We start from the raw sequence: 15322 nt of genomic DNA, 5'->3' as shown, positions 1-15322 counted from the left end.
TTGAATAAAAGGAAAAATAATGAAACTGCAAATCACACTTCTGACGTCGGCGCTGATCCTGGCGCTGCCGGCGCTGGCCAAAGACGTCCCGCTTAATCAGGCGGCGGCGATCGCCGCCAGCGTCACCCCTGCGGCCGCCAGTCCGGCGTTTGACGCGCTGGAAAGCCAGACGCTGGCGGCGCTGCGCCAGGCGCTGAAGGGGGATGCCGCAACCCTCACCCGCGGCCAGCTGGAGCACGCTAAGCAGAATAAAACCCAGGCGGATAAAGCCTGGCTTAAGGCCAGCGGCTACGATTTTCAGGCTAAAGCGAACCAGCAGGCGGGGATTGAGCTGCTCTCGGCGTTCAGCAAGCTCCCGGATTCGGTGGTGAAAGATAATCTCGCCACCGTCACCGCCATTAACCGCGATGCCACCCAGGCTACCCGCCACCAGGCGTTGGCCGATGCCGAGGGGATAAGCTATCTCTACTTCCTCAGCGATGCGATGGGGCCCCGGCTGGGCAAGGCGTTCCTTGCGGCCTACGACAAAGGCGAGCTGGGTAAAGCGGCGGCGCTGATTAAGGCCAGCGAAGTCAGCACCGGCGCGGCGAAAAAGCACTTCAATAACCCGCGTCCGTTCCTGATTCAGGGCAACACCATCCACCTGGTGCCCGATGACGTGGTGGTGAAGGATAACCAGCCCTATTCCGCCGACGAGGGCTCTTTCCCCAGCGGGCACACCAACACCGGCTATACCGATGCCCTGCTGATGGCCGAGATGATCCCGGAGCGCTTCGATGCGCTGGTGACCCGCGGCGCGCGCTACGGCTACTCGCGGATCGTGCTCGGCGTGCACTATCCGCTGGACGTGATGGGCTCGCGGATGGTGGCGCAGCGTAACGTCGCCCACTATCTGAACGATGCAAAATATCGCGCACTGTTTAACGAAGCGCGCGACCAGCTGCGCGCCGCGCTGGAGAAAGAGTGCGGCACCTCGCTTGCCGAATGCGCGAAAAGCGCCGGCAAGGACGATCCGTACCGCGACCCGGCCATGAACGCCTTTTATCGCTTCACCATGACCTACGATCTGCCGCAGCAGAAGGGCGAGAAGCCGGCCCTGAAGGTGCCGGAAGGGGCCGAGGTGCTGCTTGAGGCCGCCTTGCCGCACCTTTCCGCCGCGCAGCGTCGGGCGCTGATGGTGAAAAGCGCGCTACCGGCCGGCTATCCGCTGTCGGGAGAGACCGCCGACCAGCAGTTCTGGCAGCGCCTCAACCTGCCTGCCGCCTGGCAGATGGCGCAGAAGACGCATTAATCTCACCCAGCCCGGCGAAGCAGCGCGCCCGCCGGGATTTTGCTCAACGGCCGGGCTTATTGCAGCAATACCCGGCTCTGCGCATCGCACGACATTGAAATTCACCCAACTATCCCCCATTCTAGATCTCATGCTAAAGCGCCGGAACGCGCGCTTCATTTCCCCTTTTCAACAGGACTGCGCATATGACCAATCCATTACTGACGCCTTTTTCGTTGCCGCCTTTTTCTGCAATCAAGCCGGAGCATGTGGTGCCTGCGGTCACCAAAGCGCTGGACGATTGCCGGGCAGCGGTAGAGAGCGTCGTGGCGCAGGGCGCGCCCTATAGCTGGGAGACGCTGTGCCAGCCGCTGGCGGAAGTCGACGACGTGCTGGGGCGTATTTTTTCTCCCGTCAGCCATCTGAACTCGGTAAAAAATAGCCCGGAGCTGCGTGAAGCCTACGAACAAACCCTGCCGCTGCTGTCGGAATACAGCACCTGGGTGGGCCAGAACGAAGGCCTGTACCAGGCGTATCGCGACCTGCGCGACGGCGACCACTACGCCACCCTCAACACCGCCCAGAAAAAGGCGGTGGATAACGCGCTGCGTGATTTTGAACTTTCCGGTATTGGCCTCGCAAAAGAGCAGCAGAAGCGCTACGGTGAAATTGCCGCACGCCTCTCCGAGCTGGGCAACCAGTACAGCAACAACGTGCTCGACGCTACCATGGGCTGGAGCAAGCTGGTGACCGACGAAGCCGAACTGTCCGGGATGCCAGAAAGCGCGCTGGCCGCAGCTCAGGCCCAGGCGCAGGCCAAAGAGCAGGAAGGCTATCTGCTGACTCTTGATATCCCGAGCTACCTGCCGGTGATGACCTACTGCGACAACCAGGCGCTGCGCGAAGAGCTCTATCGCGCCTACTCCACCCGCGCTTCTGACCAGGGGCCGAACGCCGGCAAATGGGACAACAGCCCGGTGATGGCCGAGATCCTCGCCCTGCGCCACGAGCTGGCGCAGCTGCTGGGCTTTGACAGCTACGCGTCAAAATCGCTGTCGACCAAAATGGCGGAAAATCCGCAGCAGGTGCTCGACTTCCTGACCGACCTGGCGAAACGCGCCCGTCCGCAGGGGGAGAAAGAGCTGGCCCAGCTGCGCGCCTTCGCCAAAGCGGAGTTTGGCGTTGAGGAGCTGCAGCCGTGGGATATCGCTTACTACAGCGAAAAACAGAAGCAGCATCTCTACAGCATCAGCGATGAGCAGCTGCGCCCCTATTTCCCGGAGAACAGAGCCGTTAACGGCCTGTTCGAAGTGGTTAAGCGCATTTATGGCATCAGCGCCAAAGAGCGTACCGATATCGACGTCTGGCACCCGGAAGTGCGCTTCTTCGAGCTGTATGACGATAAAGGCGAGCTGCGCGGCAGCTTCTATCTCGATCTCTACGCCCGCGAGCACAAGCGCGGCGGCGCGTGGATGGACGACTGCGTCGGCCAGATGCGCAAGCTGGACGGTTCGCTGCAGAAACCGGTGGCCTACCTGACCTGCAACTTTAACCGTCCGGTTAGCGGCAAGCCGGCGCTGTTCACCCATGATGAAGTGATCACCCTGTTCCACGAATTCGGCCACGGCCTGCACCACATGCTGACCCGCATCGATACCCCGGGCGTGTCCGGCATCAGCGGCGTGCCGTGGGATGCGGTTGAGCTGCCGAGCCAGTTCATGGAGAACTGGTGCTGGGAGCCGGAGGCGCTGGCGTTTATCTCCGGCCACTACGAGACCGGCGAACCGCTGCCGCAGGCGCTGCTGGAAAAAATGCTCGCCGCGAAGAATTACCAGGCCGCGCTGTTTATTCTGCGTCAGCTGGAGTTCGGCCTGTTCGACTTCCGCCTGCATGCGGAGTATCAGCCGGAGCAAGGGGCGAAAATCCTCGAGACGCTGGCGGAGATCAAAAAGGAGGTCGCCGTGGTGCCTGGCCCGTCGTGGGGCCGCTTCCCGCACGCCTTCAGCCACATTTTTGCCGGCGGCTACGCGGCGGGCTACTACAGCTACCTGTGGGCCGACGTGCTGGCGGCGGATGCCTTCTCCCGCTTTGAGGAAGAGGGGATTTTCAACCGCGAAACCGGCCAGTCGTTCCTCGATAACATCCTGAGCCGCGGCGGTTCTGAAGAGCCGATGATCCTCTTCAAACGCTTCCGCGGCCGCGAGCCGCAGCTGGACGCGATGCTGGATCACTACGGGATTAAGGGCTAATTTACCCGCCATACTTCAGGCTGCCTCTGCGGCAACTGCACTCACTCACCCCGGGAACGTACGCTGCGTTCGTTGCCGGGGATTTGTTCCCTTGTTGTCCTGAGGCAACGCGAATTATTTAGGGTAAAGCGGAAGTGAAAATCTGCTTAATTGATGAAACGGGCGCCGGAGACGGCGCCTTATCCGTTCTGGCCGCCCGCTGGGGGCTGGAGCATGACGAAGACAACCTGATGGCGCTGGCGATGACGCCGGAGCATCTGGAATTGCGCAAGCGCGACGAGCCGAAGCTTGGCGGCATCTTTGTAGATTTTGTCGGCGGGGCGATGGCCCATCGGCGCAGGTTCGGCGGCGGACGCGGCGAGGCGGTGGCCAAAGCGGTGGGCGTCAAGGGCGACTATCTGCCGGACGTGGTGGACGCCACGGCGGGGCTGGGGCGCGACGCGTTTGTGCTCGCCAGCGTAGGCTGCCGCGTGCGGATGCTGGAGCGTAACCCGGTGGTGGCGGCGCTGCTTGATAATGGCCTTGCCCGCGGCTATGCCGACCCGGAAATTGGCCCGTGGCTGCAGCAGCGTCTGCAGCTTATTCACGCCTCGAGCCTGACGGCGCTGAGCGATATTACCCCGCGGCCTCAGGTGGTCTATCTCGACCCGATGTTCCCGCACAAGCAGAAAAGCGCGCTGGTGAAAAAAGAGATGCGCGTCTTTCAGTCGCTGGTGGGACCGGATTTAGACGCCGACGGCCTGCTCGAGCCGGCGCGCCTGCTGGCGACCAAACGGGTGGTGGTCAAACGGCCCGACTACGCGCCGCCGCTAGCGGATGTCGCCACGCCGAACGCGGTGGTTACCAAGGGCCATCGGTTTGATATTTACGCCGGCACGGCGGAATAACCCCTTCTCGCGGAATATCCCGGCCGGTACGCCTTATCCGGACTACGTAGCCCGGATAAGCATCGCGCGGCCTGTGTGCGGTTAGACGAACGGCGCCAGCGGATCGGCAATCTCAAAGGCGATGGCTCTGTCGGCCTTCGGAGGATAGATAAGCTCGCTGGTTATCGCGATCTTCACCTTTTTCGCCTCTTCTCGCGTCAGCTTCACCTGCTGGTCCCAGCCTTCGGTATAGACCGCGCCCCAGGCGCCTAGGTCCAGACAGGTGACGTAGTTTTCCTGGCGATAGGGTAGCGGCGCCACTTCCAGCAGGCTGGCCGCCGCGTTGTTGCCGGCAAATTTGCCCAGCAGAATTGCGTGCTGGCAGGTCATCAGCGCGTGGTTGCCCTTGTCATCCGTGGCGGCGTAGGCCACGTCCCCGGTGGCGTAGATCTCATCATGACCCATCACCTGAAGATCGCCGTTGACGTGCAGGCGGCCCTGGCGATCGCGCGGGGCGTCAATCTGCGCCGTCAGGTCGTTGGCCTGTACGCCGACGGTCCAGATAACGGTCTGCGACGCGATAGTCTGCCCGTCTTTCAGCGTCACGCCGGACGCGTCAATGCTTTCGACCTCCGCGTTCACCAGCCACTCAACGCCGAGCTCTGCGGAGGCCTGAACGATAACCTCGCGCAGCGCGTCGCTGTAGCGCGAGCCCGGCTGCGGGCCGCGTTCAACTACGACTACTCTGGTCTTAGCATTTGAGCCCAGGATGGCCCGCAGCTTGCCCGGAAGCTCCATCGCCATCTCGATGCCGGTAAAGCCGCCGCCGCAGACGACGACCGTATTGCGCGCCACGCTATCCGCGGCGTGGGCCAGGGATTTGAGATGGTTTTCCAGAACGGTGGCGCTTTCCAGCTGGTCGAGGTCGAAGGCGTGAGCCTCGGCGCCGGCGACCTGGGTACGGTTAACGCGGCTGCCGCTGGCGAGAATCAGCCGGTCGTAGCCCGCGCGCTGCGCATTGCCGGAGGCGTCTATCCACGCCACTTCTTTGGCGGCGGGAACGATGCGCTCAACGCTCCCGCGCAGGAAGCTGACGCCGGTGGCGTCAAATAATGGCTGTAGCGGGGCGACCAGCGTCGGCACATCGTCCTCATAGAAACGTGGACGCACCCGCAGCTCGGGCTGCGGGGCAATTACCGTGATTTCCACGGTCTCGTCGCGGTGCTTATCCGCCAGGCGTGCGGCGCTGAGCGCCGCCCACATTCCGGAAAAGCCCGCGCCGACGATCAGGATTTTTTTAGCCATTATGGTTTCACTCACTGTTTGCTACGATGTATTTACTCGGATTTTATTTGTCGTAGTTATAAAGTGCAACGTGATTTGTGCTGTTGCCAGGGTTAAAAGAGGGGTTTTGATTGTATCCATATGATAAATATTGAAATAATTATTTATCCTGCCGCTTGATACGGCATCTGTCTGGTATGGGTGAGATGAAAAAGCTACAATAACTCAGATTTGTTTTGGCTGAGATAAGAGAATGGCGTTCTACAGTTCTGGCGTTGAGTACGGCATCCATAGTTTGATGTGCATGGTGGACAGCAAAGGCGACGCGCGCGATATGAGCGTGCGGGAAATCGCCGAGCTGCAAAGCGTGCCCTACGACTACCTGGCCAAAATATTTACCCGCCTCTCCCGGGCAGGGCTGGTGCGCAGCATGGAGGGCAAGGGCGGCGGCTTTCAGCTGGCGAAGCCCGCCGAACACATCACGGTGCTGGACGTGGTCAATGCCATTGATGGCGATAAGCGTATTTTCGAGTGTCGTGAAATTCGCCAGCGGCTGGCGGTATTTGACGAGCAGCCGCCGGAGTGGGCCTGTGAAGGCATTTGTGGCGTGCGCTCGGTAATGGACATGGCCCAGCAGCGCATGGAAGAGGCGCTCGGGCAGCATACGATTTTGGACCTCGCCCGTAAGATGTACCGCAAAGCGCCGGATGAGTTTGTGATTGAAGTGCAGGAGTGGATTGACGCTCGTAAGGGTTAACCTCAGCCAGCCGTCGCTGGCCGAGGTCTGAGCCGACGCTATTTGCCGTCGGCAGGGGTATTAATCATACGGTTGAGCCACGGCACCAGAATCGCCATCACTATCGCTACCGCCAGGGTCACCAGGCCAATCTTGCCGAACACGTCGGTGTAGATCGGCAGGGTCTGCAGCGGGTCGGTGATATTTTCCGGCACCGCGGTGAAGGTCGCCACGTATCCCCCCATCAGGAAGGCTGCCGCCTGCGTCAGGAACCACATCCCGAGGATAAAACCCATCAGCTGCTGGGGAACCAGCGCGGCGACCATCGCCAGGCCGAGCGCGCTAATCAGCAGCTCGCCGAGGCTCTGGAACAGATAGACCAGCACGATAAACCACGGCGAGGTGAGCCCCTGAGCGTCGGCAAACCAGATGCCGGCGGCGGCGGCGGTCAGGAAGCCCAGCGAACATAAAAACATCCCAAGGGTAAACTTCATCGGCATGGTCAGGTCCCGACCTTTGTTGCCGAGGCGGGTGTAGATTGCCGCCAGTACCGGGCTGGCGACCACTACCCAGAACGGATTCAGCGCCTGGAAGCTGACCGGGTTAATGGTGATGCCAAGGATCTGGTGGTGCACGTTGTTGATGGCAAAAAAGTTGAGCGACGTGGGCATTTGCGCATACAGGATGTAGAACAGCACCGCTTCCAGCATCAGGATAAAGGCGACAAACATCCTGTTGCGGCCGGTTTTATCCAGCTTAAAGGCCTCGCGAAAGAAGAAAATAATCACCACGATAGAGAGGACGATCAGCACCAGGTTGGCGATTTTCACGTTATGCATGAGCCAGGCGCAGAGGAAAATCATCGCTACCGTACCGACCAGCACGTACAGCAGGTTGCGCAGCACCAGCGGCCGATGGTCGGGCTCCGAACCGATATCTTTGACCATCCCACGGCAGGCGAAGTAGACCAGCAGAGCGATAATCAGCCCCGCCCCGCACAGGTTGTAAGTGACGGCATAGCCGAACTTCTCGGCAATCACCGGCGCCAGCGATAGCGACAGCAGGGAGCCGATGTTAATCGACATGTAAAACAGGGTGAACGCCCCGTCGAGGCGGGCGTCGTCCGGGGGATAGCACTTTGACAGCAGGCTGGCGGGGTTGGCCTTAAACAGCCCGTTGCCGACGGCGATGGTGCCCAGAGCGATAAAAATGAGATCGGGTTTCAGGAGCGACAGCCCGGTCATGAAATAGCCGAGCGCCAGCACAATCGCCCCCAGCACCAGCGTCCGTTTGGTGCCCAGCAGGTGGTCGCCGACGTAGCCGCCGATGGAGATCAGGCCGTAGACCAGCGCCGCAAATGCGCCGAAGGTAATGAACGCCTGTTCCTGAGAGAATCCGAGCTGTTTAACAAAGAAAACCGCCAGGATGCCCTGGACGCCGTAATAGCCAAATCGCTCCCATAACTCTACAAAAAAGATCATGAAGAACGGCCGCGGTTGCTGCAGCAGGCCCGTAGGTGCAGTTGTTTTCATATTCCTTCGCCTTTTAGTGCTATCCCAAAAAAGTATGAACGCGTATGCCAGAACGCGCTGAAAAAGTATGATGGCGCGCTATACTGCGGCCATTGGCTTAATGATTAGATTATTATATAGATATTTTTTCTTATAATTGGTTGATCACACTAACTGATATTAAATGTGTGGCTTGATATCCTGCTAGTTGATCCCGGCGGGTGATAACGATCCGTTCGGGATAGTCGGGATAATAGCGGGCGGGGGATGGCGGCGCGGACGGGTAAAGAAACGCCCGCATAAGCGGGCGCAGACAGGCTAATGCTGAGAAAGGCGAAAGCGTTATTCGTCTTCTTCGTCGCGCAGCGGGACAATCAGCATATCGACATGTACGGTGTTGATCAGCTGGCGTGCGGAGGACATCAGCTTGCTCCAGAAGTCCTGATGGTGGCCGCAGACGACCAGATCCATATCGTATTTTTTAATCGCATCAACCAGCACCTGGCCGAGATCGCCGCTGCCGCTCAGGGTTTCCGTAATCGGATAGCCCGCGTTGCCGGAGAGTTCGCTCAGCGCGTGGTGGGTCTCTTCAGAAATGCGTTTCTGCATGTCGCCCAGATTGACGTCGATAAGACCGGTGTAGAGGTCGGAGTAATTCACATCGACGTGGATCAGGGAAACCTTGGCATTGTAGGGACGTGCCATAGAAACGGCTTTCTCTACCAGCACTTTGCTTTCCGGGGAGAGGTCTACTGCAATAAGAATATGTTTGTAAGCCATAGTGTTACTCCTTCCATAAGTTGTCGATGACCGTTGGACCAGACAGCTAGCGCTGCCGCTTCGCCCGCGTCCTGCGTGCTAATTCGCGGGGGTTCAGTCCGTTAAGGACTTAATTGTAGAAGATATTTCTACCTTATAGCGCCCCTCGCGCGCCGTCAATGCGCCTGGTTCACCAAATAGTTAAACAAATATATCCGTCTTATGTATTGATAACGATTAACCTTGTGGTAAAAAAATTAACTGATCTCCTACACTATTTAATGAGCCGATCGAATAAATAAACGTGATTGGTATCGCACTCTTCTATTGTATGGGTCGGGTATTGGGGAGCGCTAGCCCCGGAGACGTCTCCGAGGGCGGGTCGCCGGGGAGGATGTATGATCAGCACGATTGCGCTGTTTTGGGCCCTGTGTATCGTTTGTGTGGTGAATATGGCACGCTACTTCTCATCATTGCGTGCGTTATTGGTAGTGCTACGTGGTTGCGATCCCTTGCTGTATCAATATGTTGATGGCGGAGGGTTTTTTACCTCTCACGGCCAGCCGGGTAAACAGATGAGGCTGGTCTGGTATATCTACGGCCAGCGCTACCGCGATCATCATGACGACGAGTTTATTCGCCGCTGTGAACGGGTGCGGCGGCAGTTTATTTTGACCAGCGCGCTGTGTGGCCTGGTGGTGGTGAGTATGATTGCGCTGCTTATCTGGCACTAGCGCAAAAAAAAACGGGCCAGTTTCCTGACCCGTTATATCACTGCCGTTAGCCGCTTAGATAAGCTTCAGCGCTATCCAGTACAGCCCGCCTGACAGCAGAATCGCCGCCGGGAGGGTGAGAACCCACGCCATCAGAATACTGGTGACGGTTTTTCTCTGCAGTCCGCCGCCGTCAACGAGCATCGTCCCTGCAACCGAGGAGGAGAGCACGTGGGTGGTGGAAACCGGCATCCCGGTGTAGCTCGCCAGACCAATCGATACGGCTGCGGTCATCTGGGCCGACATACCCTGTGCGTAGGTCATGCCTTTCTTACCGATCTTCTCGCCGATAGTGGTCGCCACGCGGCGCCAGCCGATCATGGTGCCGATACCCAACGCCAGAGCAACCGCCATAATGATCCAGATTGGCGCGTACTCGATGGTGCTCAGCATATCGGTTTTAAGCTTCTTCAGCAGACGCTTGTCATCGCCATTCACTTCCGGCAGCTTCGCGACTTTGTCGGTGGTGTCGGAAATACACAGCATAATGCGGCGCATCTGGCTGCGCTGATCGAGAGTGAGCGCGTCGTAGCTTTCGATTCCGGTAAGCATCGTTTTCACGCGGCTAAGCGCGTTGACGGTGTTCGCCGGATGGCAGTGGAACTCGCCCGCGGCGACCGCACCGGCTTCCGGTGACGGAATCAGCTGGTCAACGCCGGTCGCTTTCTTCAGCAGCTCAGGACGCTGTTCGAAGAAGGTTTCCACGTTATTGACCGCATCGCGGGTACGGGTGATTTCGTAGCCGGAGGCGTTCATGTTAACCACGAACCCTGCCGGCGCTACGCCGATAAGCACCAGCATGACGAGGCCAATGCCCTTCTGACCGTCGTTCGCGCCGTGCGAGAATGACACGCCGATGGCTGACAGAATCAGCGCAATGCGGGTCCAGAACGGCGGTTTTTTCTTCCCGTCTTTCTTTTCACGTTCAGCAGGCGTCAGGTGGATACGGGCGCGTTTCTTGGTATTGCTCCAGTAGCGGCGCAGAATGAAAATCAGGCCGCCAGCCACCACCAGGCCCACGATAGGCGAGACGATCAGCGAGGCGAAAATACCGATGACTTTCGGGATATTCAGCGCGTCAACCACCGAGGTGCCGGTCATCAACGCATTGGTTAAACCAATCCCGATGATGGCGCCGATCAGCGTATGCGAACTGGAGGCCGGAAGACCGAAGTACCAGGTTCCGAGGTTCCAGATAATCGCCGCCAGCAGCATGGAGAACACCATAGCGAGGCCATGTGCAGAACCCATGTTAAGCAGCAGGTCGGTCGGCAACATATGCACAATGGCATAAGCTACGCTAAGACCACCTAACAGAACGCCGAAAAAGTTGAAGAGAGCCGCCATCGCCACAGCAAGCTGCGACCGCATTGCGCGTGTGTAGATCACAGTTGCAACAGCGTTTGCGGTATCATGAAAACCGTTAATCGCTTCGTAAAACAGCACGAAAGCTAAAGCAAGCAATAGTAATAGCCCGGTATGTAAATCCAGACCGGCAAATAAATGTAGCATAGGACGTTACGCCATTTTGAGGACATGAACGCGGCGCATTATCAGTGACTTTAGCGGCGCGGGCAAAGTGAAATATAGACTTTTTTTGATTTCCCTGCTCTTCAGGTACGACGCGCTTGGGAGTAATCCTATATATTTCAATGATGTAAATAAATACTTAATTTTTCGCGCTGGTGCGACCAGCGTGAAATATTTACAATTCCCGACAATCGGGACATGAGGAAAGCAGTGTGGAAAGGTTTGATGCCATTGTAATCGGCGCCGGAGCGGCGGGAATGTTTTGTGCAGCACAGGCGGGCCAGGCGGGGCTGCGCGTGCTGCTGCTGGATAATGGTAAAAAACCGGGCCGTAAAATCCTGATGTCCGGCGGCGGGCGCTGCAATTTTACCAATATGTATATCGAGCCGGCGGCCTATCTCAGCCAGAACCCGCATTTTTGCAAGTCGGCGCTGGCGCGCTACACCCAGTGGGATTTTATCGAGCTGGTGGGTAAACACGGCATCGCCTGGCATGAGAAGACGCTCGGCCAGCTGTTCTGCGACGACTCTGCCGAACAGGTGGTCAACCTGCTGCTGGCCGAATGTGAAAAGGGCGGCGTGCAGCTCCGCCTGCGCACGGAGATCCTGAGCGTCGAGCGCGACGACGCGGGCTTCACCCTGCAGCTTAACGGCGAAACGGTGGCGGCGAACAGGCTGGTGGTCGCCTCCGGCGGCCTGTCGATGCCGGGCCTTGGCGCGTCGCCGTTCGGCTACAAGCTGGCCGAACAGTTTGGCCTGACGGTGCTGCCGACCCGCGCCGGGCTGGTGCCTTTTACCCTGCATAAACCGCTGCTCGAACAGCTGCAGGTGCTCTCCGGCGTGTCGGTGCCGTCGACCATTACCGCCGAGGACGGCACGGTTTTCCGCGAGAATCTGCTGTTTACCCATCGCGGGCTCTCCGGCCCGGCGGTGCTGCAAATTTCCAGCTACTGGCAGGCGGGAGAATTCGTCAGCATCAACCTGCTGCCGGACTGCAGCCTCGACGACTTCCTCAACCAGCAGCGGGCAGAGCATCCGAATCAAAGCCTGAAAAATACCCTCTCCATGCAGCTGCCGAAGCGTCTGGTCGAGTGCCTGCAGCAGCTGGGGCAGATCCCGGACGTCACGCTGAAGCAGCTCAACCTCCGCGAGCAGGAGGCGCTGGTGGAGACGCTGACCGCCTGGCGCGTGCAGCCCAACGGCACCGAGGGTTATCGGACGGCGGAGGTGACCCTCGGCGGCGTGGATACCAACGAACTCTCTTCCCGCACGATGGAAGCACGGAAAGTGCCCGGGCTCTATTTTATCGGCGAAGTGATGGACGTCACCGGCTGGCTCGGCGGCTATAACTTCCAGTGGGCGTGGGCCTCCGCCTGGGCCTGCGCGCAGGCGCTGGCCCAGAAGTAGGGCGCTACTCCCCGGCGGCAGAAGGCGGCGTAAACAGCGCCTGCCAGGCGCGCGCCGCCCCGTTAATCTCCTCTTTGCGGCTGACCCGGATCAGGTTGGCGCAGAGCTCCGGGGCATCCAGCGGGCGATAGACGATACCCGGAATGCCGACCTGTACCACCGGCTCGGGGACCAGCGCCACGCCCAGCCCGGCGCCAGCCATCGCCAGCACGCTCAGCGTCCCCGAGGCGCGCGAGACGAGGTGATTTTCCCTGCCGCCGAGCGCCTGCAGCGTTGACGCCAGCCGCGCGTCCGCATCGTGGCTGGCGTAGAGGATCAGCGCTTCGTCCGCCAGCATCTCAACGGTCAGCCGCGGGTGAGCGGCCAGCGGGCTCTCTTCATTCATCGCCACGAACCGCTGCCAGCTGCCGACCGCCTCCCGGCGCAGCGCCGGGTGGTTTGCACCCTGAAAATCCGGCAGATAGCCAATATCCAGCTGGTCATGCAGAATGGCTTCGATTTGCTGATGCGGCTCCAGCTCCTGCACCCTGAGCTCCGCCTGCGGATAGCGCTGGTGGAAGAGCCGCATATCGGCAATCAGCCGCCCGCTGAGCACCGCGTTACCGGCAAAGCCGACCCGCACCTGGCCCATCTCCCCTTTGAGCGACCGTTCGACCATTAAGCGACTATGCTCAGTCTGGGCGAGGATATTTTGCGCCTGGACCTGCAGCAGCTTCCCGGCTTCGGTAAGCGTCACCCGCCGGCTGGAGCGGATAAATAGCGCGCCTCCCAGCTCGTTTTCGAGATCTTTAATCTGCTTGCTCAGCGCGGGCTGCACGATGTGCAGGCGCTCGGCGGCGCGGCCGAAATGGCTCTCCTCGGCAACGGCCAAAAAGTAGCGCAGGTGGCGTAGTTCCATAGGGACCCTCATTCATCACTTAAAGTGATTGATCGATGAAATCTGTATATTTGAGTTTATTGGATCGCGAGCACAAACTACACCCGGTTCACTAATCGGAGAGACCAACATGCATAGCCAACTGCAGGACCGCCAGCAGCTTAACGACCTGATGACCGGCTGGATCCATCGCGACCTGAGCGAATGGGATAAATTACGCGAGCTGTTTCACCCGGACGGAACGATAGAAATTACCTGGTTTGAAGGGCTGGCCAGCGATTTTATCGATGGCTCGATGCGCATGGGCGCCTCTGAGCTGCGGACCCGGCACCTGATTAGCTCCCCGGTCGTGCAGTTCAGCGACGACGGCAGCCGCGCGATCCTCGAAACCTGCGCCATGATTATTGCGGAAAATACCCGGCTGAATATCGGCTGCGAGTGCCACAACCGTTTTTACGATATGGCGGAAAAGCGCGATGGCGTGTGGCGGCTATTCCACCGGCAGAGTATCTACGATATGGGGACCTTTACCTTCCCGCTGGGGCCGACTGAGATTGATTCGGCGCTGGCGGCAAAGTACCCGCGCGAATACGCCGCGCTGGGCTATCTGCTTGAGCAGAGCGGTTTTCCGGTACAGCGGGTTTTTGCCACCCGAGGCAGCGACCAGGAGCGGGAGATGAAGGCCGCAGGCATGCGCTGGCTCTCGGCATAGCGCGGGCAAAGCGGGCCGCCGGGTGAGCCGGCGGGCCCGTACGCCGTCAGTTCAGACCAAGAAAGTACTGGGCGATTTTGAAGTAGATGATCAGGCCGGTGCCGTCGATCAGGGTGGCGATAAACGGCGCGGAGACTACCGCCGGGTCGATACCGACGCGCTTGAGCACCATCGGGATCACCGACGATACCAGCGCGCTCCACAGCGTAATGCACACCAGCGTCAGGCTGACGATCAGGGTGATTTCCATCCCGATGCCCATCATCCAGGCGCGCAGGCATCCCGCCAGCCCGAGCGTGAGGGCGATCAGCAGCGACGTCGAGACCTCTTTGCGGATAACCCGTCCCATATCGCGCAGCCGCACTTCGCCCAGCGCCATGGAGCGCACCAGCGTGGAGGTGATCTGCGTGCCGCTGTTGCCGCCGGTGCCGATCAGCAGCGGGATAAAGAAGGCCAGCGCAATGGCCGACTCCAGCGCCTCTTCAAAGTGCTGTATCACGCTGCTGGTGTAGGCTTCGGCGACGAACAGCAGCAGCAGCCAGACCGAACGCTTCTTCCACAGCGTCCACGGGCTTATCTCCAGATAGGGCTTCTCCAGCGGCAGCGTGGCGCCCTGCAGATGCGCGTCTTCGGTGACCTCATCTTCCAGCAGATGGGCGATCTCCTTCTCCATCAGGCAGCCGACCAGCTCGCCTTTTTCGACCACCGGTACCAGGTCAAGCCCGCGTTCGCCCAGTTCGGCCACCACCTGCTGGCGCTCATCATCGGGCTTTACGCGGAACAGGCAGCTGTCCATTAAGTAGCGAATGGGCTGAGTGGCATCGCTCTCCTGCAGCAGTTTTTTAATCGACAGGCTGCCGCGCAGCTTCCTGCCGGCGACGACGAAAACCTGGCCTGGGATATCGTCGCTGGTGAGCTGCGAGACAAAGCGCTCCCGCGCTTCATGAACGCTAAGCTGCTCCGGCAGCGTAATAAAGTCGGTACGCATGTACTGGGCGATCGCATCGCCGTCGAAGGCGGCGTTAGCCGGATGGGTGGCGCAGTGTTGGATGGATGACATGGTGTAATTCCCTATAAAAAATCACTCATAGGGGCGAACAAGACAGGATGACCACAGGCAGATTGCGGGCAGATCCCTACGTCCTGGTTTTAGCACTGCACAACGTATCCGTCCGGCACGAATGCCGTCAGAAGTTACCTTGGCAACACCTTGATTCGATGGATGCCTGTATTTCCCTGAGTGGTCTCTCTCGATACCAGCAGGGCGGTAACTTATATTTGTGCAGGAGCCTCGCCATAACGAGATCGTTAAATGAGGCGCCATTATTCACGAAAAGAGATAGTTAACC

The 15322-nt window shown here is 59.3% G+C and carries 13 protein-coding genes and 1 riboswitch; of the genes, 7 read left to right on the top strand and 6 right to left on the bottom strand.

The genetic code is table 11. From position 1 onward, the window contains the following. The first annotated feature begins 19 nt into the window (after positions 1 to 19). The 3 genes from EDF75_RS15875 (at position 20) to rsmJ (ending at position 4406) form a co-directional block, all read left to right on the top strand. Positions 20 to 1291: an acid phosphatase gene (locus EDF75_RS15875; protein ID WP_133600109.1), complete on the top strand. Its 1272-nt coding sequence runs from the start codon at positions 20 to 22 to the stop codon at positions 1289 to 1291. 185 nt (positions 1292 to 1476) lie between these two features. Then, entirely contained in the window at positions 1477 to 3519 is a 2043-nt protein-coding gene (gene prlC, locus EDF75_RS15870; RefSeq protein ID WP_133600108.1) for an oligopeptidase A, read from the top strand. A gap of 134 nt (positions 3520 to 3653) precedes the next feature. After that, positions 3654 to 4406: a 16S rRNA (guanine(1516)-N(2))-methyltransferase RsmJ gene (gene rsmJ, locus EDF75_RS15865; protein ID WP_133600107.1), complete on the top strand. Its 753-nt coding sequence runs from the start codon at positions 3654 to 3656 to the stop codon at positions 4404 to 4406. 81 nt (positions 4407 to 4487) lie between these two features. On the opposite strand, the gene EDF75_RS15860 is transcribed toward rsmJ, so the two are convergent. After that, a complete protein-coding gene (locus EDF75_RS15860) occupies positions 4488 to 5690 on the bottom strand; it encodes an NAD(P)/FAD-dependent oxidoreductase (protein WP_133600106.1) in 1203 nt (400 codons plus the stop codon). Positions 5691 to 5922: 232 nt separating this feature from the next. Here EDF75_RS15860 and EDF75_RS15855 point away from each other — a divergent pair, with 232 nt between their 5' ends. After that, entirely contained in the window at positions 5923 to 6426 is a 504-nt protein-coding gene (locus tag EDF75_RS15855; protein WP_045853952.1) for an RrF2 family transcriptional regulator, read from the top strand. A 38-nt stretch (positions 6427 to 6464) separates the two neighbouring features. Here the strand turns inward: EDF75_RS15855 and dtpB are convergent, their stop codons facing one another. Beyond that, positions 6465 to 7937: a dipeptide/tripeptide permease DtpB gene (gene dtpB, locus EDF75_RS15850; RefSeq protein WP_133600105.1), complete on the bottom strand. Its 1473-nt coding sequence runs from the start codon at positions 7935 to 7937 to the stop codon at positions 6465 to 6467. Positions 7938 to 8258: 321 nt separating this feature from the next. After that, entirely contained in the window at positions 8259 to 8696 is a 438-nt protein-coding gene (gene uspA / locus EDF75_RS15845) for a universal stress protein UspA (RefSeq protein WP_041143102.1), read from the bottom strand. A 377-nt stretch (positions 8697 to 9073) separates the two neighbouring features. Here uspA and uspB point away from each other — a divergent pair, with 377 nt between their 5' ends. Continuing rightward, a complete protein-coding gene (uspB, locus tag EDF75_RS15840; protein WP_045853954.1) occupies positions 9074 to 9409 on the top strand; it encodes a universal stress protein UspB in 336 nt (111 codons plus the stop codon). Between the two features lie 54 nt (positions 9410 to 9463). Here the strand turns inward: uspB and pitA are convergent, their stop codons facing one another. Beyond that, a complete protein-coding gene (gene pitA / locus EDF75_RS15835) occupies positions 9464 to 10960 on the bottom strand; it encodes an inorganic phosphate transporter PitA (RefSeq protein ID WP_076946205.1) in 1497 nt (498 codons plus the stop codon). A gap of 230 nt (positions 10961 to 11190) precedes the next feature. On the opposite strand from pitA, the gene EDF75_RS15830 reads away from it, so the two are divergent. Further along, positions 11191 to 12384 (top strand): BaiN/RdsA family NAD(P)/FAD-dependent oxidoreductase, encoded by a 1194-nt coding sequence (locus EDF75_RS15830; RefSeq protein ID WP_133600104.1) that lies wholly within the window; start codon positions 11191 to 11193, stop codon positions 12382 to 12384. Positions 12385 to 12388: 4 nt separating this feature from the next. Here EDF75_RS15830 and EDF75_RS15825 read toward each other — a convergent pair whose 3' ends face one another. Then, entirely contained in the window at positions 12389 to 13282 is an 894-nt protein-coding gene (locus tag EDF75_RS15825) for a LysR substrate-binding domain-containing protein (protein ID WP_133600103.1), read from the bottom strand. 109 nt (positions 13283 to 13391) lie between these two features. Between EDF75_RS15825 and EDF75_RS15820 the strand changes: the two genes are divergently transcribed. Beyond that, positions 13392 to 13973, top strand: a complete 582-nt coding sequence (locus tag EDF75_RS15820) for a nuclear transport factor 2 family protein (protein WP_133600102.1) — start codon at positions 13392 to 13394, stop codon at positions 13971 to 13973. Positions 13974 to 14019: 46 nt separating this feature from the next. Here the strand turns inward: EDF75_RS15820 and EDF75_RS15815 are convergent, their stop codons facing one another. Continuing rightward, positions 14020 to 15033 carry a magnesium transporter gene (locus EDF75_RS15815; RefSeq protein ID WP_133600101.1) on the bottom strand — a complete coding sequence of 338 codons (1014 nt, stop codon included), beginning with the start codon at positions 15031 to 15033 and terminating at the stop codon, positions 14020 to 14022. Between the two features lie 67 nt (positions 15034 to 15100). After that, a riboswitch (M-box (ykoK) riboswitch) is annotated at positions 15101 to 15284 on the bottom strand. Between the last annotated feature and the right edge of the window lie 38 nt (positions 15285 to 15322).

This window comes from Klebsiella sp. BIGb0149 (assembly GCF_004362605.1).
GTDB lineage: Bacteria > Pseudomonadota > Gammaproteobacteria > Enterobacterales > Enterobacteriaceae > Klebsiella > Klebsiella terrigena.
This window is presented reverse-complemented; position numbering and strand designations above follow the sequence as displayed.

Bases quoted from the DNA above. Each gene is read 5' to 3' on its own strand.
- dtpB (WP_133600105.1), bottom strand. From the start codon at position 7,937: ATGAAAACAACTGCACCTACGGGCCTGCTGCAGCAACCGCGGCCGTTC.
- EDF75_RS15820 (WP_133600102.1), top strand. From the start codon at position 13,392: ATGCATAGCCAACTGCAGGACCGCCAGCAGCTTAACGACCTGATGACC.
- prlC (WP_133600108.1), top strand. From the start codon at position 1,477: ATGACCAATCCATTACTGACGCCTTTTTCGTTGCCGCCTTTTTCTGCA.
- uspA (WP_041143102.1), bottom strand. From the start codon at position 8,696: ATGGCTTACAAACATATTCTTATTGCAGTAGACCTCTCCCCGGAAAGC.
- EDF75_RS15875 (WP_133600109.1), top strand. From the start codon at position 20: ATGAAACTGCAAATCACACTTCTGACGTCGGCGCTGATCCTGGCGCTG.
- EDF75_RS15815 (WP_133600101.1), bottom strand. From the start codon at position 15,033: ATGTCATCCATCCAACACTGCGCCACCCATCCGGCTAACGCCGCCTTC.
- EDF75_RS15825 (WP_133600103.1), bottom strand. From the start codon at position 13,282: ATGGAACTACGCCACCTGCGCTACTTTTTGGCCGTTGCCGAGGAGAGC.
- pitA (WP_076946205.1), bottom strand. From the start codon at position 10,960: ATGCTACATTTATTTGCCGGTCTGGATTTACATACCGGGCTATTACTA.
- EDF75_RS15860 (WP_133600106.1), bottom strand. From the start codon at position 5,690: ATGGCTAAAAAAATCCTGATCGTCGGCGCGGGCTTTTCCGGAATGTGG.
- EDF75_RS15855 (WP_045853952.1), top strand. From the start codon at position 5,923: ATGGCGTTCTACAGTTCTGGCGTTGAGTACGGCATCCATAGTTTGATG.
- uspB (WP_045853954.1), top strand. From the start codon at position 9,074: ATGATCAGCACGATTGCGCTGTTTTGGGCCCTGTGTATCGTTTGTGTG.